25 protein-coding genes are annotated in these 22,420 nt (G+C 73.9%); 13 read left to right on the forward strand and 12 right to left on the reverse strand.

From position 1 onward, the window contains the following. Positions 1 to 18 precede the first annotated feature (18 nt). Positions 19 to 1,062 carry a LolA family protein gene (locus LN037_RS21745; protein ID WP_230756746.1) on the reverse strand — a complete coding sequence of 348 codons (1,044 nt, stop codon included), beginning with the start codon at positions 1,060 to 1,062 and terminating at the stop codon, positions 19 to 21. Between the two features lie 65 nt (positions 1,063 to 1,127). Between LN037_RS21745 and LN037_RS21750 the strand changes: the two genes are divergently transcribed. The 5 genes from LN037_RS21750 (at position 1,128) to LN037_RS21770 (ending at position 6,223) form a co-directional block, all read left to right on the forward strand. Beyond that, positions 1,128 to 1,772 (forward strand): cyclase family protein, encoded by a 645-nt coding sequence (locus LN037_RS21750; protein ID WP_230756748.1) that lies wholly within the window; start codon positions 1,128 to 1,130, stop codon positions 1,770 to 1,772. Between the two features lie 44 nt (positions 1,773 to 1,816). Beyond that, the gene (locus tag LN037_RS21755; RefSeq protein WP_230757029.1) at positions 1,817 to 2,473 is read left to right on the forward strand and encodes a response regulator transcription factor; all 657 of its coding nucleotides are present in this window, start codon (positions 1,817 to 1,819) and stop codon (positions 2,471 to 2,473) included. A gap of 200 nt (positions 2,474 to 2,673) precedes the next feature. Continuing rightward, positions 2,674 to 3,924, forward strand: coding sequence for a sensor histidine kinase (locus LN037_RS21760; protein WP_230756751.1), 1,251 nt, complete (start codon positions 2,674 to 2,676; stop codon positions 3,922 to 3,924). A 259-nt stretch (positions 3,925 to 4,183) separates the two neighbouring features. Continuing rightward, the gene (locus LN037_RS21765; protein WP_230756753.1) at positions 4,184 to 5,101 is read left to right on the forward strand and encodes a molybdopterin-dependent oxidoreductase; all 918 of its coding nucleotides are present in this window, start codon (positions 4,184 to 4,186) and stop codon (positions 5,099 to 5,101) included. A gap of 54 nt (positions 5,102 to 5,155) precedes the next feature. After that, positions 5,156 to 6,223: an alpha/beta fold hydrolase gene (locus tag LN037_RS21770; protein WP_230756756.1), complete on the forward strand. Its 1,068-nt coding sequence runs from the start codon at positions 5,156 to 5,158 to the stop codon at positions 6,221 to 6,223. On the opposite strand, the gene LN037_RS21775 is transcribed toward LN037_RS21770, so the two are convergent. Then, positions 6,220 to 6,936: a TetR/AcrR family transcriptional regulator gene (locus LN037_RS21775; protein ID WP_230756759.1), complete on the reverse strand. Its 717-nt coding sequence runs from the start codon at positions 6,934 to 6,936 to the stop codon at positions 6,220 to 6,222. The genes LN037_RS21770 and LN037_RS21775 overlap by 4 nt on opposite strands. Positions 6,937 to 6,967: 31 nt before the next feature. Between LN037_RS21775 and LN037_RS21780 the strand changes: the two genes are divergently transcribed. From LN037_RS21780 to LN037_RS21795, 4 genes are read left to right on the forward strand one after another with little or no spacing between them, the layout of a single operon-like run. Then, positions 6,968 to 7,369 carry a VOC family protein gene (locus LN037_RS21780; RefSeq protein WP_230756762.1) on the forward strand — a complete coding sequence of 134 codons (402 nt, stop codon included), beginning with the start codon at positions 6,968 to 6,970 and terminating at the stop codon, positions 7,367 to 7,369. Continuing rightward, complete coding sequence (locus LN037_RS21785) at positions 7,366 to 7,869, forward strand: GNAT family N-acetyltransferase (RefSeq protein ID WP_230756766.1); 504 nt, start codon at positions 7,366 to 7,368, stop codon at positions 7,867 to 7,869. Before LN037_RS21780 ends, LN037_RS21785 begins: the two co-directional genes overlap by 4 nt. Continuing rightward, on the forward strand, positions 7,866 to 8,618 hold the full coding sequence (locus LN037_RS21790) for a HipA family kinase (RefSeq protein WP_230756769.1): 753 nt from the start codon (positions 7,866 to 7,868) through the stop codon (positions 8,616 to 8,618). Before LN037_RS21785 ends, LN037_RS21790 begins: the two co-directional genes overlap by 4 nt. Then, positions 8,606 to 8,977: a DUF3037 domain-containing protein gene (locus LN037_RS21795; protein WP_230756773.1), complete on the forward strand. Its 372-nt coding sequence runs from the start codon at positions 8,606 to 8,608 to the stop codon at positions 8,975 to 8,977. The genes LN037_RS21790 and LN037_RS21795 overlap by 13 nt, the downstream gene beginning before the upstream one ends. A gap of 84 nt (positions 8,978 to 9,061) precedes the next feature. Here the strand turns inward: LN037_RS21795 and LN037_RS21800 are convergent, their stop codons facing one another. The 10 genes from LN037_RS21800 to LN037_RS21845 form a co-directional block, all read right to left on the reverse strand. Further along, positions 9,062 to 9,466: a PIN domain-containing protein gene (locus LN037_RS21800; protein WP_230756777.1), complete on the reverse strand. Its 405-nt coding sequence runs from the start codon at positions 9,464 to 9,466 to the stop codon at positions 9,062 to 9,064. Next, on the reverse strand, positions 9,463 to 9,666 hold the full coding sequence (locus tag LN037_RS21805; protein ID WP_230756781.1) for a hypothetical protein: 204 nt from the start codon (positions 9,664 to 9,666) through the stop codon (positions 9,463 to 9,465). The genes LN037_RS21800 and LN037_RS21805 overlap by 4 nt, the downstream gene beginning before the upstream one ends. Positions 9,667 to 9,787: 121 nt before the next feature. Continuing rightward, the gene (locus LN037_RS21810) at positions 9,788 to 11,872 is read right to left on the reverse strand and encodes a prolyl oligopeptidase family serine peptidase (RefSeq protein WP_230756784.1); all 2,085 of its coding nucleotides are present in this window, start codon (positions 11,870 to 11,872) and stop codon (positions 9,788 to 9,790) included. A 146-nt stretch (positions 11,873 to 12,018) separates the two neighbouring features. Continuing rightward, the gene (locus LN037_RS21815; protein ID WP_230756786.1) at positions 12,019 to 13,020 is read right to left on the reverse strand and encodes an alpha/beta fold hydrolase; all 1,002 of its coding nucleotides are present in this window, start codon (positions 13,018 to 13,020) and stop codon (positions 12,019 to 12,021) included. Between the two features lie 55 nt (positions 13,021 to 13,075). Beyond that, positions 13,076 to 13,834, reverse strand: a complete 759-nt coding sequence (locus LN037_RS21820; protein ID WP_230756788.1) for a PadR family transcriptional regulator — start codon at positions 13,832 to 13,834, stop codon at positions 13,076 to 13,078. A 113-nt stretch (positions 13,835 to 13,947) separates the two neighbouring features. Beyond that, entirely contained in the window at positions 13,948 to 14,199 is a 252-nt protein-coding gene (locus LN037_RS21825) for a DUF6295 family protein (RefSeq protein ID WP_230756791.1), read from the reverse strand. A gap of 2 nt (positions 14,200 to 14,201) precedes the next feature. Beyond that, positions 14,202 to 14,957 carry a dienelactone hydrolase family protein gene (locus LN037_RS21830; protein ID WP_308286173.1) on the reverse strand — a complete coding sequence of 252 codons (756 nt, stop codon included), beginning with the start codon at positions 14,955 to 14,957 and terminating at the stop codon, positions 14,202 to 14,204. Positions 14,958 to 15,006: 49 nt separating this feature from the next. Continuing rightward, positions 15,007 to 15,546, reverse strand: a complete 540-nt coding sequence (locus LN037_RS21835) for a FumA C-terminus/TtdB family hydratase beta subunit (protein WP_230756793.1) — start codon at positions 15,544 to 15,546, stop codon at positions 15,007 to 15,009. Next, on the reverse strand, positions 15,543 to 16,397 hold the full coding sequence (locus LN037_RS21840; RefSeq protein ID WP_230756795.1) for a fumarate hydratase: 855 nt from the start codon (positions 16,395 to 16,397) through the stop codon (positions 15,543 to 15,545). The genes LN037_RS21835 and LN037_RS21840 overlap by 4 nt, the downstream gene beginning before the upstream one ends. Before the next feature lie 118 nt (positions 16,398 to 16,515). Then, complete coding sequence (locus LN037_RS21845; RefSeq protein ID WP_230756798.1) at positions 16,516 to 17,112, reverse strand: TetR/AcrR family transcriptional regulator; 597 nt, start codon at positions 17,110 to 17,112, stop codon at positions 16,516 to 16,518. A 73-nt stretch (positions 17,113 to 17,185) separates the two neighbouring features. Between LN037_RS21845 and LN037_RS21850 the strand changes: the two genes are divergently transcribed. The 4 genes from LN037_RS21850 to LN037_RS21865 all read left to right on the forward strand — a co-directional run bounded on the left by LN037_RS21850 (position 17,186) and on the right by LN037_RS21865 (position 22,138). After that, positions 17,186 to 18,652 (forward strand): APC family permease, encoded by a 1,467-nt coding sequence (locus LN037_RS21850; RefSeq protein WP_230756800.1) that lies wholly within the window; start codon positions 17,186 to 17,188, stop codon positions 18,650 to 18,652. Then, a complete protein-coding gene (locus LN037_RS21855) occupies positions 18,639 to 19,928 on the forward strand; it encodes a D-arabinono-1,4-lactone oxidase (protein WP_230756802.1) in 1,290 nt (429 codons plus the stop codon). Before LN037_RS21850 ends, LN037_RS21855 begins: the two co-directional genes overlap by 14 nt. Then, complete coding sequence (locus LN037_RS21860; protein WP_230756804.1) at positions 19,915 to 20,916, forward strand: alanine racemase; 1,002 nt, start codon at positions 19,915 to 19,917, stop codon at positions 20,914 to 20,916. The genes LN037_RS21855 and LN037_RS21860 overlap by 14 nt, the downstream gene beginning before the upstream one ends. Before the next feature lie 94 nt (positions 20,917 to 21,010). Continuing rightward, positions 21,011 to 22,138, forward strand: a complete 1,128-nt coding sequence (locus tag LN037_RS21865; RefSeq protein WP_230756807.1) for a baeRF2 domain-containing protein — start codon at positions 21,011 to 21,013, stop codon at positions 22,136 to 22,138. Positions 22,139 to 22,420: the final 282 nt, after the last annotated feature.

Raw genomic sequence — 22,420 nt, forward strand, 5'->3', positions numbered from 1 at the left:
CCCGTCGCTCCGCTCGCCTCACCGGGTACCCAGGGCCTCGGCCACGACCGGCTCCGGCACCGCGCCGACGGCCACGCGCCCGTCGTCGGTGACGATGGCCGTCCCGACCGCGGTCGTGATCGCCCGGCCGTTGCCCCACGGCCCGCTGACCGGGGTGCCGAGCGCGTTCAGGTCGGGCGCACCCTCGGGACGCTGCTGGTCACCCTGCTGCTGGTCACCCTGCTGCTGGGCCGGTCGCTGCAGCACGAGGACGCGGTCCCAGCCGTCGCCGACCGTGCGGGTGCCCTCCGGGGGGCCCTGGCGCTGCGGGCCGTCCTGGCCGCGGGCCGGGGCGTCCTTCACGGTCGTGCCGGGCGGCGGGGTGAAGGTGAACAACGACGGGTCCTGCGGGCCGAAGGTGACGTCGTCGAACCCGATCTGCAGCGCCGGCGTCGCCGAGCCGGTCGCGAGGACCGTGAGCTGCAGCGGGATGCGCTTCTCGGCGTCGACCGCGACGCGGACCTCGCGCAGCATCGTGCGCTCGGTGGGCTGCGGGGTGAGGACCAGCGTGTAGGCGGGCCGTCCGGCGACCTCGGCGGTGCCGTCGACGGCGACCTGACTCGTCTTCCGCAGCTCGCCGATGATCTGCGCGGACGCGCCGGCCGGGTCGGTCTGCGGGTCCTTCTGCTCCGGCGCGCCGCCCGTCGAGCGGGTCGCGGTGCGGTCGGTCGCGTCGTAGGCCCAGCGCGTGGTGCCGTCGGAGACCAGCGTCTTCTCGCCGTCACCGGAGGGCAGGGCGACCCGGCCCCTCCCGTCACCGCCGGACCACACGCGGGCGGACTGCTCGCCGTTGCCGAGCTGCGGCGCGCCCGGCAGCGCCGGCAGGCCGAGCTCGTTGTCGATCCCGACGGTGCCGTTGAACGGCCCCGGCTGCGCGGTCATCACCGACGCGACCAGGTCCTCGGGACTGACCGGCGGGAGCTGCGGCTGGGCCGCCGCCGTCCCGCCGATCCCGATCACCCCGGCGACGACGGCGCCGGCCGCCACCACCGCTCCTGCTGCCCCGAACCATCTGCGCCTCATGGGAACCATCCTGCGGTCGTGGTCCTGAGACGGTCACAGCTCGGGCGGTGGCGGATGATCACGTCGTGACCCTGATCGACCTCAGCCACCCCATCGAGCACGACATGGTGACCTACCCCGGCCTGCCGGGACCGCGGATCAGCGACCACATGAGCTTCGAGGACTCGCACGGCCGCTACGCCGAGGGCACCGAGTTCGCGATCGGCGCCGTGTCGATGGTCGCCAACACCGGGACCTACCTCGACACCCCGGCGCACCGGTACCGGGACGGCCACGACCTCGCCGCGCTGCCGTTGGAGCGGTGCGCCGACCTGCCGACCGTGGTCGTGGAGGCGACCGGGGGCATCGGACCCGACCAGCTCCCGGACGAGGACCTCACCGGCCACGCCGTCCTGCTCCGTACCGGCTGGGACCGGCACTGGCGCACCGAGCACTACGGCGACCCGTCGCACCCCTTCCTGACGGCGGACGGCGCGCGCCACCTGGTCGGGCGCGGCGCGGTGCTCGTCGGCATCGACACCGTGAACATCGACGACACGAGCGGGGACGAGCGGCCCGCCCACACGCTCCTGCTGGGCGGTGAGGTGCTCGTGCTCGAACACCTCACCGGGCTCGACCGGCTGCCGGAGCGCGGGGCGCGACTGACGGCGGCACCACCCGCCGTCGTCGGAATGGCGACGTTCCCGGTTCGGGCCTTCGCGCGGATCTGAGACCGCCACAGCTCCGCGGCGCTACGGTCGCGCACGTGCCCCGCGTGCTGGTCGTCGACGACGAGCCGGGGGTGCGCGCGGCGCTGGTCCGCGGGCTCGGCGCCGAGGGCATGGACGTCGTCGCCGTCGGGGACGGGCCGGCGGGGCTCGCGGAGGCGTCGACGGGCACGTTCGACGCGGTGGTCCTCGACATCATCCTGCCCGGGCTCTCCGGCTACCGGGTCCTCGAGCAGCTGCGGGCCGACGGGGTCGAGACCCCGGTGCTGCTGCTCTCCGCGAAGGACGGCGAGGTCGACCAGGCCGACGGGCTCGACCTCGGCGCCGACGGCTACGTGGTGAAGCCGTTCTCGTTCGTCGTGCTGGTCGCGCAGCTCCGGGCCCTGCTGCGGCGTCGCGCACCGTCGGTGCCGCGGGTCGTCGTCGGGGGGCTCACCGTCGAGGCCGACGCGGCGAACTGGGCGGGTGCCGAGATCGGGTTGTCCGCCCGGGAGCTCGCGGTGCTGCGGCACCTCGCGCAGCGGCCGGGCGTCACGGTGACGAAGGACGAGCTGCTCGCCGCGGTGTGGGGCGACGGGGCCGCCGCCCGCAACGTCGTCGAGGTGTACGTCGGCTACCTGCGCCGCAAGCTCGCTGCGGTCGGCGCGGACGGGCTCGTCGTCACCGAGCGCGGACGCGGGTACCGGCTCGACCCGCCGTCGTGAACGCCCGTCCGGCTTCGAGCGAAGGGCACCCTCGGTCGAACAGACCGGGCTTTGGCGCCCTTCGCTCAGCGGCGGACGCGCCCGGTCCGGCTGGCGAGGGGCGCCCGACGACGGGTAGACCGACCGAAGGTGCCCATCGCTCAGGTCGCGGCCCCGGCGCCTGGTGGGCCCGCCGCACGCTGCGGACCCGGATCGCGCTGGTGGTCGGGGTGGTCGCGCTCGTGGTGCTCGGCGGCCTCGCGCGGCTGGGCGCGGGCCTGCTCCTGTCGGCGGTGGTCGAGGCGGGCGACGGGGAGCTGAGGGAGCGCGCGGTGGCCGCCGCGCCCGCCGTCCGGGACGGCGAGCCGCTCGCGCCGCCGCTGCGGGTGACCGACGTGGCGGGCGCACCCGTCGACGGGCGCGGGCCGCTGCCCCTGGCGGAGCCGGTGCTGCGGGCGCTGGCGAGCGGGGAGCCGGTGACGGTCGCGGGGCCGGGGACCGAGCCGCGCCGGTGGGTGGCCGTCCCGGTGACCCTGCCGGACGGGACGCCGCGCCTCGTTCTCGCCTCGCGCGACCTGCTCGGTGCGGCGTCCCTGCTCGGCGACGCGGCGTCGTGGTTCGTGCCCGGGGTCGTCGTCGCCGCGGTCGCGCTCGCGGGGGCGGCCTGGTTCGCGGCCGGCGCGGCGCTACGGCCGGTGACCCGCCTGCGCACGGCCGCGTCGGGCCTCGGCGAGGGGGAGCGGCTGCCCGTGCCGCCGTCGCACGACGAGGTCGCCGCGCTCGCCGAGGAACTCAACGCGCTGCTCGCCCGGCGCGACGACGCGGTGTCGACCGTCCGCCGCTTCGCCGACGACGCGGCGCACGAGCTGCGCTCGCCGATCGCGTCGGTGCGGGCGCAGGCCGACGTGGCGGTGGCGCACCCGCGGCCGGGGGAGGACACCGAGGCGTGGGCCGCGGTCGCGAAGGACGCCGAGCGACTGTCGTCACTGGTCACCGACCTGCTCGCGCTCGCCCGCGCGGACGGTGGGCGGCTGCCGACGGCGGAGCCGGTCGACCTGGGCGAGGCGGTGGCGGAGGCGGTCGCACGGCAACCCGACGGGCCGGTGATCACGGTGTGGGCGCCCGTCGCGGCGACGGCGTCGGCGACGCCTGCCGAGGTCGGGCTGGTGCTCGACAACCTCCTCGGTAACGCCCGCCGCCACGCGCGGACGGTGGTGACGGTGTCGGTGGTGCCGGCCGGGGCGTGGGCCCGGCTGCTCGTCGACGACGACGGGCCGGGCATCCCGGAGGACGAGCGGACACGCGTGTTCGACCGGTTCACCCGCCTCGACGCCACGGGGGGCACGCCCGGCTCGGGGTTGGGGCTCGCTCTCGTCGCGCGGCTCATCGAGAGCCGGGGAGGCACCGTCCGGGCGGCCCGCTCACCCGAGGGCGGGGCGCGGATCGAGGTGCGCTGGCCGACGGGACCTTGAGGTCGTCCACCCCTCAGACGTCACCGTCGTGTCGTCCTTCCGCGGAAAGGCTGCAGCGTTCTCGGCCGCCGCAGGGACGGGTTCGTAACCGGACGGTTGACCTCGTGGACTCCGCAGTCTGGATGATCACCGACCGGGCCGACAGCGTCTTCGGTCCTAGGCGGTTGATCATGCCGAGCGCGACAGGGGAGATGTCGCGCTCGGCATGATCAACCGTCTAGCTGCTCCGGCCCGTCGACCTCGCCCTACCCTCGACCCGATGAGCGCGCGGATGGACCCGGTCGGAGCGGTCCGTCGACTCGTGCCGCCCGAGCGCCTGACGAGCCGGGTCACGGCACTCGAGGACGCCTTCGTCATCGCGCACTTCGGCCTCGCGGCGCCCGAGCCGCGCCGACCCGTCGTCGTGAACGGGCTCGTCGACCGCGCGGTCGTGCTCACGCCGGACGACATCCGCGCGCTGCCGCAACGCCGGATCGAGTCGGTGCACGAGTGCTTCGGCAACCCGCTCGCGCCGGGGGAGTGGGTGCGCCGCGCGGCGAACCTGGTGTGGACCGGCGCGCGCCTGCGCGACGTGCTCGACGTGGCCGGGATCGGCGACGACGCGACGAGCCTGTGGGCCCGCGGCGCCGACCACGGCGAGTTCGGCGGCAGTTCGGCCCCGGACTACCTCAAGGACCTGCCGCTCGACGACGTCCTCGACCGCGCCCTCGTCGCGTACCGCTGCAACGACGAGCTGCTGCGCGCCGACCGCGGCGGTCCGCTGCGCCTGGTGGTGCCGGGGTACTTCGGCACGAACTCGGTGAAGTGGCTGACCGAGCTGACGCTCGCCGACCACCGCCCCGAGCACCTGTTCACCACGCGGCTCTACCTGCGCCCCGTTCCCGACGGCAGGTCGGTGCCGGTCCGGGAGCTCGACGTCACCTCGGTGCTCACGCACGTCGAGGACGGCGTGGTCCACGGGTGGGCGTGGAGCTCGGTACCGGTGACGCGCGTGGTCGTGACGGTGGACGGCCGACCGGTCCGGGTGGAGCTCGAACCGGCCCGGGGCCGGGCCTGGCAGGGGTTCCGGGCCGTCGTCGGGACCGGCCGGACGATCACGGCGCGGGCCACGGACGCCGTCGGTCGCACACAACCGACCTCCGGGGCGCGCAACGCGGTGCACGAGCTGCACCTGTGACCCACGTCGCCGTAGGCTCCGGCGCGGAAGATCGACTCAGCGCGGAGGTCACGGATGACCGGCACCGACCGGCAGGGCTACTACTCGCACGCCCAGCAGGGTGAGCACGAGTACTTCGACCTCGGCGGGTTCGTCCTGCGGTCGGGCTACACGCTGCCCGGGGCGCAGCTGGCCTACCGCACGCACGGCACGTTGAACGCGAACAAGGACAACCTCGTCCTCTTCCCGCACATGTACTCCGGCACGCCGTCGTCGCTCGACGACTACATCGGGCCGGGCAGGCCGGTCGACACCGAGAAGTACTTCGTCGTGTGCCCGGGGCAGCTCGGGGGTGGGATGTCGAGCTCGCCGTCGAACACCCCGCCGCCGTTCGACCGCGGGCAGTTCCCGTTCGTCTCGATCGCCGACGACGTCCTCGCGCAGTACAAGCTCGTCACCGAGCAGTTCGGCGTCGAGCAGCTGCACGCGGTGCTCGGTTGGTCGATGGGCGCGCAGCAGACCTACGAGTGGGCGGTGCGCTTCCCCGACATGGTGCCGCGCGCGGCCGCGTTCGCGGGCACCGCGAGGACGCCGGTGCACAACCAGGTCTTCATCGACCTGCACATGGAACTGCTGAAGTCCGACCCCGCGTTCGCCGACGGCTTCTACACCGACGCCGCCGACGTGCGTCTCGGCCTCACCCGGCACGCGATCGCCTTCTCGCTCGAGGGCTTCACGCACGAGTGGTACCGCGGCGAGCACTGGCGCGGCCTCGGGTTCGCGTCGTCGAACGACTTCCGGCAGAGCTTCATCCGCGGCTACTTCGCGCCGATGGACCCGAACAACCTCGTCACGCAGGCGAACAAGTGGTGGGCCGGCGACATCTCGCCGCACGGGGGCGGCTCGCTGGAGGCCGCGCTCGGCAAGATCACCGCGCACTTCTTCGTGGTGCCGTTCGGCGGCGACAACTTCTTCCCCGTCGAGGACTGCGAGAACGAGGCCGGCCACCTGCCGCACGGCGAACTGCGGGTGGTCGACACCCCGGCCGGCCACTTCGCGATGTTCGGCCTGCGCCCGCAGGACGTGGAGCGGATCAGCAGCGTGATCGGGGAGATGCTCTCCAGCCCCGGCTACACGGTCTAGGGCTCGATCAGGGCCGCGAGCCCGTCGAGCACGCGCGCCGTCCCGAACGCCCACGCGGCGTCGGGGTGGCGCGCGCTGCGCTGCGCCTCGCCGGCCGCGGCGCCCACCCGCGTGGCCAGCGGGTACGACGACGGGTCCAGCACCTCGGCGAGGGCCGGCCCGGCCGCCGCCCACCACGCCTCGTCCCCGGCCGGATCGGAGCGCGACTCGGTGCGCGCGGCCGCCGCCACGAAGTCCAGCACGAACGTCAGCGCCGCGTCGCGGTCGACGTCCGACAGACCGCACCCGTCGAAGGCGGCGAGCTCGTGCTCGTACTTCGCCGTCGTGCCCGGTCCCGGCACCGGTCGACCCGGGTCGACCGCGCCGACCCACGGGTGCGCCCGGAACACCGCGCGGTTGGTGTCCATCACCGCGCGCACCCGGTCCCGCCAGCCCTCCGCGCCGAACTCGCGCCGCTCCATCGTCCGGAACGCGTGGTCGACGAGCAGGTCGACGAGTTCGGCCTTCCCCGGGACGTAGGTGTAGAGCGTCATCGGGGCGACGCCGAGATCGGCGGCGAGCGCGCGCATCGTCAGGGGCTCCAGCCCGTACGCGTCCGCGAGGCGGGTGGCCGCCCCGACGACGGCGTCCAGCGTCAGGCCGCGCGCCGGACCGCGGCGCGACGGGGCCGCCGTCCGCCAGAGCAGCGGGATCAGGCGCGCAGGATCGACCACGTAGTACACCGTACTGTGTACGCTGTACGGGGTGAACGTCACCGCCACCGCCGTCAGCCTCACCGTCGCCGACCCCGCTGCCTCGGCCCGCTTCCTCGTCGACCACTACGGGTTCACCGAGGTGATGAGCGTGCCCGGCAGCGTCCACTCGCTGACGCGGGAGGACGCCGGCGTCAACGTCGTCTACCTCGCGACCGGGCTGCCGACGATGCCGCCCGAGCAGCGCGACGTGACCGCGCAGGGCCTGATCCTCGCGTTCGTCGTCGACGACCTGGAGGGCGAGCTGGCCCGGCTGCAGGGCGAGGGCGTCGAGATCACGATGCCGCTGACGGTCGAGGAGTGGGGCGAGCGCGCGTTCCAGACCCGCGACCCCAACGGCGTGGTGGTCCAGCTCGTCGACTGGAACGGGGTGGGCGCGACAATGGACGCATGACCGTCCCGACGATCACGCTCCACGACGCCCGTCCCGACACCGAGCCCGGCCTCGGGGCGCTGCGCGGCTACGTCGGCGACGTGATCGGTCGGATGAACGGGCGCCCGGCGACGGACGAGGAGATCGACGCCTTCGTCGCCGAGAGCCCGCACGGCGGCCTGGTGCCGCCCGAGGGCGTGTTCGTGCTGGCCCTCGGTGGCGAGGACACGGTGCTCGGCTGCGCCGGGCTGCGGTTCGCCGGTCCCGGCGTGCCCGACGACGCCGCGGAGATCAAGCGGATGTGGACCGACCCGACCGCGCGCGGGCTCGGCGTCGGGAAGACCCTCCTGGCCGACCTGCTGGCGCGGGCCCGGGAGGCCGGCCGTGCGCGGGTCGTCCTCGACACCCGTGCCGACCTCGTGGAGGCGCGCACGCTCTACGAGCGGCACGGGTTCGTCGAGGTGGCGCCGTACAACGACAACCCGTACGCCCAGGTCTGGTACGCCCTGGACCTGCGGTGAGGCGGGTCGTCGCGACCCGCTACGTGACGCCGCTGCGCGAGGGCGGGTCGCTGCCCGGGTTGGTCGAGGCGGACGACCTCGGCACCTACGTCGTCAAGTTCACCGGCGCGGGGCAGGGCGTGAAGGCGCTGGTCGCGGAGGTCGTCGCGGGCGGGATCGGCCGTGCGCTCGGACTGCGGGTGCCCGAGCTCGTCGTCGTGGAACTGGACCCCGTGGTGGCGCAGTCGGAACCGGACTGGGAGGTCCAGGAGCTGCTCGCGCGCTCCGGCGGCGACAACCTCGGCATGGACTTCCTGCCGGGCGCGCTGGGGTTCGACCCGGTGGCGCACGCGGTCTCCGCAGAGGAGGCGGCGCGGATCCTGTGGTTCGACGCCTTCGTCGAGAACGTCGACCGCTCCTGGCGCAACCCCAACCTGCTGCGCTGGCACCGCGACCTCTGGTGCATCGACCACGGCGCCTGCCTGTACTTCCACCACTCCTGGGCGCGCGCGGCCGCCGTCGTCGCGCGGCCGTACGACGCGTCCGACCACGTGCTCCGGCCCTTCACGACGGCGGGTGCGCGGGCTGCGGCGGACGCGTCGTCGTCGGCCCTGGTGACCCCCGACCTGCTCGCCGGCGTGGTCGCCGAGGTGCCCGACGACTGGCTCGTCGGAGGCTTCGACGCCGACTTCCCGACGGCGGGTGACGCGCGGTCGGCGTACGTCGAGCACCTGCTGGCGCGCGTGGCGGAGCGGTCGTGGGCACCGTGAACACGTACGAGTGGGCGCCGTTGCGCGTCGTGCCGCGCGTCGACCGGGGCGAGTGCGTCAACGTCGGCGTGCTGCTCTACTGCCGGCATGCGGTGGTGCTGACGATGCGGCTGGCCCTGGACGTCGAGCGGTTGGCGGCCCTCTTCCCGTCGCTCGACGTGGACGAGGTGGCGCTCGCCGTGGGGGCGTGGCCGCGGGTCGTGGCGGGGGAGGGCCCGGCGGGGGTGCTCTCGCCGGGCGAGCGATTCCGGTGGCTGACCGCGCCCCGGTCGACCGTCGTCCAGGCCGGGCCGGTGCACACCGGGCTGACGTCGGATCCGGAGGCCGAGGCGGACCGTCTCGTCTCGCGCCTGGTCTAGCTCCCCTCGCGTGGCCGGACCACGTGGCAGCAAAGCGTCGTTACTGGCGTCCAGTGGCAGTTCCTCCACATCGACGGGCCGGGCTCAGGCGCTCGGCAGCAGCTCGAGTCCCTCGTGATCGGCGAAGTCCGCGAAGTCGCGGAGGTTGAACGTCGCGAGCGGGACGTCCCGGGCCAGGCAGCAGGCAGCGATCCACGTGTCGTTCGCCGGCCGCGGACGTCCGCGCAGCTGCGCGTAGGCCTGGAGTTCGCCCCAGCGGAGCGCGACGTCCCACTCGTAGGGCAGCACGATCAGGTACGCCAGGAAAGCGCTCATCTCGGCGCGTCGCCGTGAGCCCCATCGTCGCGCCAGGGTCCACTTCGTGAGTTCCCCGAGCGTCACGAAGGTGATGGCCGGGCGACGGACCTCCAGGACTGTCCGGAGAGCCGCGGCCGGTCGCCGGCGGAACAGGGTCGACGCCGCGTCCGTGTCGAGGACGACGAGGCTCACGACCGGCGGCGCGACTCATGGAGATCTGCGAGGAACTCGGCGTACTCCTCGTCCGAGGAGAACGGGTCCTCCCACGGGAGGTCGTCGAGTGGAGGGAGCGGCTTCACCCCCTGCCGGCGAATCAGCTCCTCGGTCGGAACGTGGTCGTCGCGGTGCTCCGGCCTCGACGTGGTGGACATGGCGATCACCTCCTCGGCCACGAGGATGGCACGCGCGTCTTCGGTCCGGTGCCCGTTTCCGAGCCCTCGCCACAGTGGCAGAAAGCGTCGTTGCTGCCACTGGACGCCAGCAACGACGCTTTCCTGCCACGAGGGGGTGTGGTCAGCCCACCACGCGCCGGCAGAACTCGAGGACCAGCGCCCACTGGAAGGCCCGCTGCGCGTTGTCGGCCGCGCCGCCGTGGCCGCCCTCGACGTTCTCGTAGTACTCCACGGGGTGCCCGTACTCCCGCAGGCGCGCGACGAACTTGCGGGCGTGGCCGGGGTGGACGCGGTCGTCGCGGGTCGAGGTCGTGACCAGGATCGACGGGTACGTCGCGTCCTTCGACAGGTGCTGGTACGGCGAGTACTGCGAGATGAACGCCCAGTCGTCGGGGTCGTCCGGCTCCCCGTACTCGGCCTGCCACGACGCGCCCGCGAGCAGCAGGTGGAAGCGCCGCATGTCCAGCAGCGGCACCATCACCACGACCGCCCCGAACAGCTCCGGGTACCGCGTGATCATCACGCCCATGAGCAGACCGCCGTTGGACCCGCCGTGGATGGCGAGCCGATCCGGCGTCGTGATCCCGCGGTCGACGAGGTCGCGCGCGACCGCCGCGAAGTCCTCGTACGCCCGGTGTCGGTGCTCGCGCAGCGCCGAGGTGTGCCACTCCGGCCCGTACTCGCCGCCGCCGCGGATGTTCGCGACGACGTACGTCCCGCCCTGCGAGATCCACCCCCGCCCCATCACGCCGGAGTACGACGGGGTCAGCGAGATCTCGAAGCCGCCGTACCCGGTCATGAGGACGGGCCCCGAGTCGGCGGACTCCTTGCCGACGACGAAGTAGGGCACCCTCGTGCCGTCGTCGCTCGTCGCGAAGAACTGCTGGACGGTGACGCCGGTGGTGTCCCAGAACGACGGTGCCGACCGCAGCGTCTCGAGCGGCGCGTCCTCCTCCGCCGACGCCCCGAGCACCGTCCGCGCGAACGTCGAGGGCCGGGTGAAGCCGTCGGTGTCGAGGAAGATCTCGTCGGACTCGTCGGGGTCGGTCCCGACGACCGCGACCTCGGCGAACGCCTCGCCGGTCGGCAGCTCGCGACGGGACCAGTCGCCCGCGGCCCACTGCTCGGGGCCGGCCGGTGGGGTGAGCACCTCGAGGCGGGTCGCGACGTCCTCGAGCACGGTGAGGATCAGGTAGCTCTTCGTCCACGACCAGCCCGACAGCGACCGCGACGCCGTCGGCGAGAACAGCACTGTGTGCTCGCGGGACCCGGTCAGGAACGCCTCGGCGTCGAACGCGAGCAGCGTGCCGGCGCCGTACTCGGTGCCCTCGACCGTCCACGGCGACCGCGTCCGCACGAGCAGCCAGGCCCGGTCGATGTCGGTGTCCGCGTCGGCCGGCGCCTCGATCAACACCAGCGACCCGTCGTCGCGGACCACGAACTCCTCGACGGTGTGGAAGTCGGGGCTGCGGCCGACCATCTCGCGCTCGAACCCGCGCGTGCGGTCCTTGCCGGCGAACGCCGACACGTCGGTCTCCTGCGCCTCGAAGACGACGGGCGCCTCGGTCACCGCGGTGCCGCGCGACCAGCGCCGCATCACCCGCGGGTAGCCCGACGTCGTCATCGAGCCGGGACCGAGGTCGGTCCCGACGAACACGGTGTCGTCGTCGATCCACGACACGCGGCTCTTGGCCTCGGGCAGCGTGAAGCCGCCCTCGTCCGCCGTCAGGAAGCGCTTCGCCTCGAGGTCGAACTCGCGGACCACCGTCGCGTCGGCGCCGCCGCGCGAGAGCTGGACGAGGGCGCGCGTGTAGTCCGGCCAGCGCGCGGCGGCGCCGGCCCAGACCCAGTTCTCGTCCTCGTCACGGGCGAGGGCGTCGACGTCGAGGAGCAGCTCCCACGTCGGGTCGCCGGTGCGGTAGTCGTCGAGGGTGGTGCGGCGCCAGAGCCCGCGGGGGTGCTCGGCGTCCTGCCAGAAGTTGTAGAGGCGCTCCCCCCGACGACGGGTGTAGGGGATGCGGTCGTCGGAGTCGAGGACCGCGCGCAGCCCGTCCCGCAGCTCGGTGAACCGCTCGGTGTCGGTCAGCCGGCCCAGGCTCTCGCCGTTGCGCTCGCGGACCCAGCTCAGGGCCTCGTCCCCGGTGACGTCCTCGAGCCAGAGGTACGGGTCGTCGGTCTCGGGGGCGCGCGCGTCGGAGGAGGTCACGGTCCCAGTCTGCCGATCGGGAGCGGATCATGCTTCCGGCGCACCGACGCACGCACGCCTCTCGCGGGAATCCGCCCCTCGTCCTGTCGTCGTGCATCACCGCGACAGGAGCGGCGGCTGCGGACGGCAGACCGCGACGACAGGGGTCAGACGGCCGGACCCCGCACCGATCCGGCGTCGGGACGGGCTCCCGTGCGCAGCAGCGAGCGCCACTCCGAGGGGCTCCACGCGGCGGGCTCGGTCGAGGCGAGGAACTCCCGCAGCACCGCGACGAACCGGCGCGGGTCTGTGTGGAACGGGAAGTGCCCGGCCCGCTGGAACACCTCGAGCCGGCTGCCCGGCATCGCCTCGTGCGCGGTGCGCCCGTGTTCGACCGGGACCACCATGTCGTCCGCGCCCCACACGAGCAGCGTCGGCATGCCCGCCGTCAGGTAGCAGCGGTCGAGCATAGTGACCACCTGCCCGCGCCAGTCGACGACCGCGCGCAGCGTGCGCAGGAAGGCCGAGCGGCTGGTGGCGTCGGGCAGGGCGTCGACGAGGCGCACGAGGTCCTCGGCGTCGCGGCCGAGGCCGGTGTCGAGCTGCTGGAGGAAGCGCAGCACCACCTCCGTCTGGAACCGGACCCCGGGCCAGCCCAGCACGGGCAGCAGGAGGTCGGCGAACGGCAGGGAGGCGGCGCGCAGGGCGGGGGTGACCGCGCGGGCCACGCCACCGGCGCCGACGAGCACGAGCCGCTCGGTGCGCTCGGGGTACTGGTAGGCGAACTGCATCGCGACCCCGCCGCCGAGCGAGTGGCCGACCAGCGTGGCGCGGTCGACGTCGAGGACCGACAGCAGATCCCGCATCCCGTTGGCGTAGGCGCCGATCGAGTAGTCACCGCGGGGCTTGTCGGAGCCGCCGTGGCCGAGCAGGTCGGGGGCGATCACGGTGTGGTCGCGCGCGAGGTCGTCGAGGACGGGGCCCCAGGTCGAGGAGTCGTCGCCGATCCCGTGGATCAGCAGCAGGACCGGACCGGAGCCCGCCGTCCGGAAGGCCCGGCGGTAGCCGTGGACCACGCGGTACTGCAGGGCCCACCGCTCCCCGGCGACCCGGCGTGCGACCGGACCGGGGGACGGTGGGGCGCTCCCGCCCGCGAACAGGCCCAGCACGCGCTCCTCCTCGTCGTCATCGGGGACGATCGAGGGTAGGAGCGCCGTGTGACGATCACGTTGCGGTCTCGTCGGCCGCGTCGGAGGGCTCGTCGTCATTCGCGGGGGAGACCTCGGCCAGCAGCAGGTAGAGCCGCCGCCGGGCCTCGTCGAGGACCTTCGTCGCCTCGGTCACCTGCTCGGGCGTCCCGACCGAGGCGACCTGGGCGACCGCTCCGGCCAACCCGCGACCCGCGGTGCGCAGGTCGCCGAACCCGTCCTGGGCGCCGGCCTCGACCTGGGACCACACCGCGTCCAGCTCCTCGGCGTGCTCGGAGACGTACGTGCGGCCGGCGTCGGTGAGGTGCACGAGCGTGCGTCCCTCCGACTTCTCGGTGTGCACCAGGCCCTCGTCGGCCAGCTGCGAGACGGTCGGGTAGACCGAGCCCGGGCTGGGCTTCCACGAGCCGCCCGAACGCTCGGCGATCTCCTGGATGATCTGGTAGCCGTGGCGCGACTCCTCGCGCAGCAGGGCGAGGATCGCGAGGCGGACGTCGCCACGCGAGCGCCGACCGCGTCCGTGCGGGCCGCCGTGCCCGTGCCGGCCGTGCTCGGCGCCGTCGGGGCGCTCGAACGGTCCGCCGCGGCCGCGACCGCCGCGTCCCCGCGGGCCGCCGGGGCCGAAGGGCGGCCCGAAGTCCATGCCGAAGGGGCCTCCACCCCGACGACGGGCGAACCCGCGCGGCTCGCCGTGTCCGGGGCCGCGGTGGCCCCGCTTCTGCGCCCACTCCGGGCGCTCGTTGATGTCGAACATGTCGTCCGGTCCTCTCGTCATGTATCGCCGACTGTCGACGATGGCTCAACGATATATCGGTACGGGCCGCGTGCGCAAGCGCAGGGTGAGCACTCATGGTCGCTGTAGACCGTGAGTGCTCACCCGCGAAGCACCTAGTGGTGCGCAGCCCGCTCCACGGTGACCTCGAGCGCTGCGAGCAGGTCGCGGGCCGACTCGAGCGAGAGCTCCACCGCGACCCGCGAACCCGGCTCGCGGCCCAGGAAGTCGATGTTCACCGTGTGGGCGTCCGGGGCGTGGACGGGGTGGTCGTAGTAGACCGTCGCCTCGTTCATCGGCTGCCAGCCGTCACGGGTCTTGCCGCTCGACCGCGCGAGCGCGACCTTCTCCGTCGAGTAGGTGCACACGGTCAGCTCCCCAGGTGCCGCGCGAGGAAGGCGGTGATCCGCTGCCAGCCGTCGACGGCGGCCTCGGGGCGGTACGACGGCCGGTCCACGGAGAAGAACGCGTGCCCCGCGCCGTCGTAGCGGTGGAACTCGTAGGTCTTGCCCGCCTCCTGCAGGAGCCGCTCCAGCTCGTCGACGTGGTCCGGCGCCGGGTGCGCGTCGTCGTTGCCGAACAGGCCGAGCAGCGGGGCGTCGACCTGTGCGATGCGCTCCGGGAACGGGTTCACCTGCAGTGGGAAACCCTCGGGGGCGGGCTCGATGACCAGCGCGCCGTAGCAGTCGATCGCGGCCTGGACGCCGACGTCGATCGCGGAGATCACCGCCTGCCGTCCACCCGAGCAGAAGCCGATCGTCCCGACCTTCCCGGTCGCGGTCGGCAGGCTCCGCAGCCACGCGGCCGCGCCGCGGGCGTCCCCGACGAAGCGCTCGTCCGGCACCCCACCCTGGGCGCGGGCCGTCGCGGCGGCGTCGTCGGGCTCGGCGTCGGGGGCCTCGCGGGTGTAGAGGTTCGGGCAGATCGCCGAGTACCCCATGGTCGCGAAGCGGCGGGTGATCTCCTTGGACTCCCGGTCGTAGCCGGGCATGTGGTGGACGACGATCATGCCGGGGTGCGGGCCGGGGTCCATCGGACGGGCGGTGTAGGCCTCGATGAGGTCGTCACCGTGACCGCGGATGCCGATCGTCTCCGCGAGGGTCGCGTCGTAGCGCATGCGCAGCATCCGAGCACGTCCCGACGGCGGGTGCACTCCCGCTGCCGGGAACGTCCCGCTATCGCCGGTAGCGCGCGGGCCCGTCGTCGTACAGGTCCCCACCGTGCAGGTCGTTGACGACGAGGGCCGGGAAGTTCTCGATCGTCAGCTTCCGCACCGCCTCGGCGCCCAGGTCCTCGTAGGCGACGATCTCGGCCGAGGTGATGCACTGCGAGAGCAGCGCCGCCGTGCCCTCGATGGCGCCGAAGTAGACGCAGCCGTGCTCGAGCATCGACGTCTTCACCTCGGCGTTGCGCCGTCCCTTGCCGATCATCGCGGCGAGCCCCCGCTCGACCAGCGCGGGGGAGTAGGCGTCGCACCGGCTCGCCGTCGTCGGGCCCGCGCTGCCGATGACGTGCCCGGGGCGGGCCGGGGTGGGGCCGACGAAGTAGATCGTGGCGCCGGAGACGTCGAACGGCAGCTCCTCGCCGGCGTCGATCGCCTCGAGGAACCGCGCGTGCGCGGCGTCGCGGGCGGTGTAGACGGTGCCGTTCAGGGTGACCGAGTCGCCGGCGTGCAGCGCGGCCGCGTCGGTCAGGGGCAGCTGCAGGTCCGTCACAGGGTCACGCTCCGCACCCGGTGGGAGTGGCAGTCCAGGTTGATCGCGACCGGGAACGCCGCGATGTGCGTCGGGTAGGCCTCGACGTGCACCGCCACCGTGGTGACGGTGCCGCCGAACCCGGCCGGCCCGATGCCGGTCGCGTTGATCGCGTCGACCAGCTCGGCCTCGAGGTCGGCGAGCTTCGGGTCGGGCGAGCGCGAGCCGGTCGGGTTGCGGGTGAGCGCCCGCTTGGCGAGCACCGCGGCCCGGTCGAACGTGCCGCCCATCCCGATCCCGACCGTCACCGGCGGGCTCGCGCTCGGGCCCGCCTTCTCGATCGTCTCGACGACGAAGCGCTTCATCCCCTCGACGCCCGCCGCGGGGGTGAGCATCGTCAGCGCGCTCATGTTGTCGCAGCCCGCGCCCTTGACCAGCAGCGTCAGCTCGATTCCCGACCCGGGCACGAGGTCGTAGTGCACCATCGCCGGGGTGTTGTCGCCGGTGTTCACGCGGTCGACGGGGGAGCGCACGAGCGACGCGCGCAGGTAGCCGTCGGAGTACCCCTCGGCCACCCCGCGGTCGATCGCCTCGGCGAGCGAGCCGCCGGTGAAGTGGACGTCCTGCCCGATCGTCAGGAACACCACCGCGTAGCCCGTGTCCTGGCAGAAGGCGATCTGCTCGGCGGCCGACACCCGCGCGTTCTCCAGCAGCCGGTCGAACACCTCGCGTCCGATCGGCGACTCCTCGGCGTCCCGCCCGCGCTCGAGCGCGGCGACGTGGTCCTCGCGCAGCTCGTGGTTGGCCTCGACGCACAGCTTCCGGACGACGGCCTCGACCTCGGCGACGTCGACCGTGCGCAACTCGCTCACGCGGACGACCTCACCACAGCGGTCCCCCGCCCGCACCATGTCGACCATGATCACGGCGGCGGGACGGCCATGGCTGCCGCGGAGATCGACATCAGCCACGACGGCCCCACCGACGTGATCATGACGGCGAGGCGAAGGTCGCGACCTGGGCCGCGAAGGCGTCCAGCACCGTCCGGGCCGCGTCCGAGTCCCGGTCGACGAGCCAGGCGATCGTCACCCCGTCGGTCACGACGACGAGCATCCGCGCGAGCTGCGCCACCGGCACCGACCACGTCACCCCGCACGCGTCGGCGAGCGACGACAGCGTCGCCGCCGCCGTCCGGTGGTACGCCTCGTACTGCCGCTGCGCGACCCCGGCCAGCGACGGCTCGTGCAGCGCGTGGTGGGTCAGCCCGGTGAGCACGACCTCCCGCTCCGGCGCCGCCTCGACCGTCGCCCACCACTGGCGCAGCGTCTCCCGCAGCGACGGTCCGAGACCCCCGACGATGTGCACGCCGTCGGCCTGGGCGTCGCGCAGCGCGGACACCGTGACCTCGGTGAGCTCGACGAACAGCTCCTCCTTGGACGCGAAGCAGTAGTGGAACGCCGCCACCGGGGCGCCCGCCTCGGCGCAGATCCGGCGGGTGGTCGCGGCCGCGAAGCCCTCGGCGCCGATCACCCGGAACGCCGCCTCGACCAGCTGGCGTCGTCGGTCGGACGCCGACACCCGTGCCACGCGGAACCCCCCGAACTTGGACAACTGTCCCAGACGCTTGACTCAGTATGACCCACGTCGCACGCTGAGTCCCGTGGAGGCCGGATACGCGAGTGCGTTCCCGCGGGTGCTGCGACGGTTCGCGCTGTTCGCGATCGCGTTCTCCGTCGTCTCGATCACCACCGGGATCTTCGTCAACTACGCCTACGGGCTCACCACGCTCGGCCCGGCCGCGGTGTGGCTGTGGCCGGTGGCGGCCGCCGGGCAGCTCCTCGTGGTCCTGGTGCTCGCGGAGCTCGCCGCACACATGCCGCTGGCGGGGGCGAACTACCAGTGGTCGGCGCGGCTGGTGAACACCGGCTTCGGCTACACGGTGGGCGCGCTGGGCCTGCTCTACTCCGCGGTCGGACTGCCCGGGATCGCGCTCGTGGGGCTCGCCCCGCTGGCCGCGACCGTGCTCGGGCTCGACGCCGCCGACCCGCTGACGCTGCTGGTGATCGCCGTCGTGGCGCTGCTCCTCGCGTACGCGGTGAACATCGTGCGCGTCCAGCTCGCGGCCCGCGTGAACAACCTGGCGGTGTTCGCCGAGATCGCCGGCACTGTCGTGCTCTCGGTCCTGCTGCTGGTCCTCTGGGCCACCCACCGCGGCACCACGCCCGACGGCGGGCACGGGCTCGCCTTCCTCGCCGTCACGAACCCGGGGACCCCGCTCGCCGACGGCATCGTCGGCGGCGCGCTCATCGGCATCTTCACGCTCGTCGGGTTCGAGGCTGCGGCGGACATGGCCGAGGAGGCCGTCGACGCCCGACGCACCGTGCCGCGGGCGATGATCGTCGCCGCGCTCGTCTCCGGGGTGCTCGGGTGGGTCGCGCTGATCGGCTTCACGGTCGCGATCCCCGACCTCGGCGCCGTCGAGGCATCGCCGGTCCCGCTCGCGGCGATCGCGACGTACTGGCTCGGCCCGGTGCTCACCGACGTGTTCCTGGTGGTCGTCGTGTTCTCGATGTTCGCCCTGCTCGTGGTGGCCGCGGCGTCGAACTCCCGGCTGATCTTCGCGATGGCCCGCGACGGGCTGCTCCCGGCCTCCCGTGCCCTGAGCCGGGTGAACGCGGCGACGGCGACGCCGGTGTTCGCGCTGGTCGTGAGTCTCGTGCTCTGCCTGGCGCTGCTGGGCTACGGGACGCTCGACGGCGCGGCCTTCACCATCCTGGTCGGGGCCACGGCGCTCGTGCCGTACCTCATCTACCTGCTCACCCTCGGCGGTTACCTCGCGCGGCGGAAGCGTCTTCGTGGCATCGACGGAGCCGGGCGGGCTCCGTTCACCTTGGGTCGCGCGGCGCTGCCGGTGGCCGGGCTCGCGATGCTGTGGCTCGTCGTCGTGGTGGCGGCGCTGACCCTGCCCGAGGCCTTCCGGGCCGCCGACCACGTGGTGCTGGGCGGGCTCGCCCTCACCGGGCTCTGGTACGTGGCGGTGCTGCGGCGCCGCCTGCGCGACGGGACCGCGGGGCTGCCCGGCCCCGACCCGTCGTCGGGAAAGGAGAGGTCCCTTGACCTGGCGTAACTGGGCCGGGAACCAGCGCACGACCCCCACGCGACGCGTGGTCGCGCGCACCACCCAGGACGTGGTGACGGCGGTGAAGGAGGCCGCGCGCGACGGGGTCCGCGTGAAGGCGACGGGCTCCGGCCACTCGTTCACCGGGATCGGCGCGCCGGACGGCATCGCGCTCGCGGTTCCGTCGCAGGGGGTCCCGGAGGTGCACGGGATGCTCGCGACGGTGCCCGCGGGGATGACGATCCGGGCGGTGAACGCGGCGCTGTGGGAGCAGGGCCTCGCGCTGCCGAACCTGGGCGACATCGACGCGCAGACGATCGCGGGTGCGGTCGCCACCGGGACGCACGGCACCGGCGCGGGCCACACCGGGATCGCGGCCCGCATCCGCGCGCTGGCGCTGGTGCTCGCGGACGGGACGGTCCTGTCCTGCTCCGCCACGGAGCACCCGGAGATCTTCCACCACGCGCGGGTGGGGCTCGGCGCGCTGGGGATCGTCACCGCGGTGACGCTCGAGTGCGTCCCGGCGTTCACGCTGCACGCCACGGAGGCGGCGCGACCGCTGGCCGAGGTGCTGGAGGGGTTCGACGAGCTCGCGGCGCAGCACGACCACGTCGAGTTCTACTGGTTCCCGCACACCGAGGTCGCCGCCACGAAGATCAACGACCGGACGACGGCCACCGGGCCGACCCGGTCGCGGGTCGGCGCCTGGGTGGGCGACGAGCTGCGCGGCAACGGCGCGTTCGAGCTGGTGTGCCGGGCCGGCGCGGCCGTGCCGTCCGCGGTGCCGGCGCTGAACCGCGTCATGGCCGGGCAGATGGCCAACGCCGAGTACGTCGACCGCTCCTACCGCGTGTTCACGAGCCCGCGACGGGTGCGGTTCCTGGAGATGGAGTACGCGGTGCCGCGGGCGGCCCTCGGTGAGGCCTTCGCCGGGCTCCGCGCGGCGGCGGAGCGGCACGGGGCCGACGTGACGTTCCCGGTCGAGGTGCGGGTGGCGGCGGCGGACGACGTCCCGCTGTCCACGGCGTCGGGCCGGGACTCCGCCTATCTCGCGGTCCACGTGCACCACACCCGACCGCACGAGGCGTACTTCGGCGCGGTGGAGTCGGTGATGACGGCCCTCGACGGCCGCCCGCACTGGGGGAAGCTGCACACCCGGGCCGCGGCGCAGCTCGCCGCGTCGTACCCGGAGTTCGGCGACTTCGTGGCCCTGCGCGACCGCCTCGACCCGGAGCGCCGCTTCGGCAACGCCCACCTGGAGAGGATCCTCGGTGCAGCTGGCTGACCTCACGACCCCGGCGCTCGTCGTCGACGCAGCGGCCCTCGAGTCCAACCTCGCCGCGATGGCCGCGCGGTGGCCGGGGGAGACGCTGCGCCCGCACGTGAAGGCGCACAAGACGACCGCGCTGGCCGCCCGTCAGGCCGCCCACGGCGCCGTCGGGTTCACCTGCGCGACGATCCGCGAGGTCGAGGGCATGGCCGCGGCCGGTCTCGGCCAGGACCTGCTGCTCGCCAACGAGGTCCTCGACACCCGTCGCCTCGGCCGGCTCGATGCGCGGGTGACGGTCGCGGTCGACTCCCCGGAGACGGTGGACGCGGCCGCGGCGGGCGGGGTGCGCGAGGTTCTGGTCGACGTCAACGTCGGGATGCCGCGCTGCGGGTGCCGTCCCGAGGAGGCCGGGGCGCTGGCCGACCGGGCGCGGGCCGCCGGGCTGACCGTCCGCGGGGTGATGGGCTACGAGGGGCACCTGCAGGCCTGGCCGGACGCCGACGAGCGGGCGAGGCTCACGACGACCGCGATGGAGCTCCTGCTCGCCGCGCACCGCGACGTCGGCGGCGACGTGATCTCCGGCGGGGGCACGGGTACCGCCGCGTGCAACCCGTACGTGACGGAGATGCAGGCCGGCTCGTACGCGCTCATGGACTCCGCCTACGCCGCGGCCGGCGTCGGTCACGCCCAGGCGCTGCACGTGCTCGGGACGGTGGTGCACGTGTCGGTCGCGCGTCCGGACATGCCCGCGTACGCCGTCGCCGACGTCGGGCTCAAGGCGCTGGGCATGGACCACGGCAACCCGACGATCCCCGGCGCGCAGGTCTGGTTCTGCTCCGACGAGCACGTGACGTTCGCCGCCGACGACCCCGTGCGGGTGGGTGACCGCGTCCTCGTGATCCCCGCGCACGTCGACCCGACGGTGGCCTACCACGAGCGGATGCACGTCGTCCGCGACGAGGAGGTCCTCGAGACCTGGTCGGTGGATCTGCGGGGCTGGTAGGGGTTAGTCCTCCCCCCGTCATCGGGTACGGCAGGCCGGCAAGCAGCTGAGTCGGCCGTCCGCACCCGTGGCGGCCAGGAGGAGGAACGACCTGATGGACCTGTCGCGCACGCGGGAACTCTTCGAGCGGCCGGGGCCGTTCGCGACGGTCTACCTGGAGGCGACGAACCCCGGCGAGAACGCGGCCAAGCAGACCGAGCTGCGCTGGCGTGGACTGGCGGACTCGCTCACCGAGCAGGGCGCCGACGACAAGACGGTCGCCGCGCTGGGCGAGGTCTTCGGCGAGAACCGGGGCGGCGAGCTCGACGCCTACGGCCGCGTCGTCGTGGCAGCTGGCGGCGAGGTGCTCCTCGACGAGGCCGTCGAGGGCGTCGACCGCTCCGGGGACGTGGCGACCTGGTCCCCGCTGCCCGAGCTGGGCTCGTACTTCCGGTCGCAGTCCGGCAGCGTCCGCGTGGTGCTCGCGGTGGTCGACCAGACCGGGGGCGACGTCTACCAGGTGGTCGCGTCGAATGTCGAGGGCGCCCGGGAGGTGTCCGAGGAGACGATCCGCGGGTCCGCCGTCGAGTCCGTGCACAAGCCGCGCGAGGGCGGGAACGCCCACAAGCAGCGCCAGCGCCGCCACGCCGAGGCGAGCTACCAGAACGGCGCCGACGTGGTGAAGGGCATCCAGTCGGCCGTGAAGTCGTTCCGGCCGGAGATCATCGTGCTGGCGGGCGAGGTCAGCGGCCGCGAGGTCGTGCGCAGCGAGATGCCCAAGGACCTCGTCGAGCTCACCCGTGAGATCGACGCGGGCAGCCGGGCGGCGGGCGCGAGCGAGGACGCCCTCGAGGACGCCCTGCTCACCCAGGCGGGCCTCGCGGCCACCGAGAAGGAGACCGCCGTCCGCGAGCGGTTCCACGAGGCCAAGGGGCACAACAACGCCGCCGAGGGCCTCGAGGCCGTGCTCGAGGCCGCCCGCAACGGTGCGGTGGACACGCTGCTGCTCGTCGACGGCACCCACGTCGAGGGCGACCTGTGGACCGGGTCCACCCCGGAGGCCATCTCCACCGAGCGCGACCGCGCCGCGTCGCTCACCGACGGCGAGGTCGTGCAGCGGCCGGCCGAGCAGGTGCTGCTGCGCACCACCGGCGCGCTCGGCGGCTCGGTCGCCGTGCTCGGGGCCGGCACCGAGCTGGTGGACAACGTCGGCGCCCTGCTGCGCTTCCCGGTCGGCGGCTGACCGCGAGCCGGTCCGCCCCGGCCCGAGCACTCGGCACCTTGGCGGAGCGGCGCTTCAGCCAGCCCGTGCCGTTCCGACCTTGTCGCGGGCTTCTGTCGCCGTCGCCTGGCCTTGTCGCGGTGATTCGCCACGACAAGGTGGCGGGTTGGCGTCGGTTCGCCGCGACAAGGTTGCGAGCGGGGGGCGGGCTCGGCATTCAGGGCCCGCGCCCTTCTCGCCCCGGCCCGCTTCGGCTCCGGGTTCGTACCCGTCGCCCCCGCCGGACCTTGTCGCGGGCTCCTG

It is taken from the genome of Actinomycetospora soli (assembly GCF_021026295.1).
In the GTDB taxonomy this organism is placed as follows: Bacteria; Actinomycetota; Actinomycetes; order Mycobacteriales; family Pseudonocardiaceae; genus Actinomycetospora; species Actinomycetospora soli.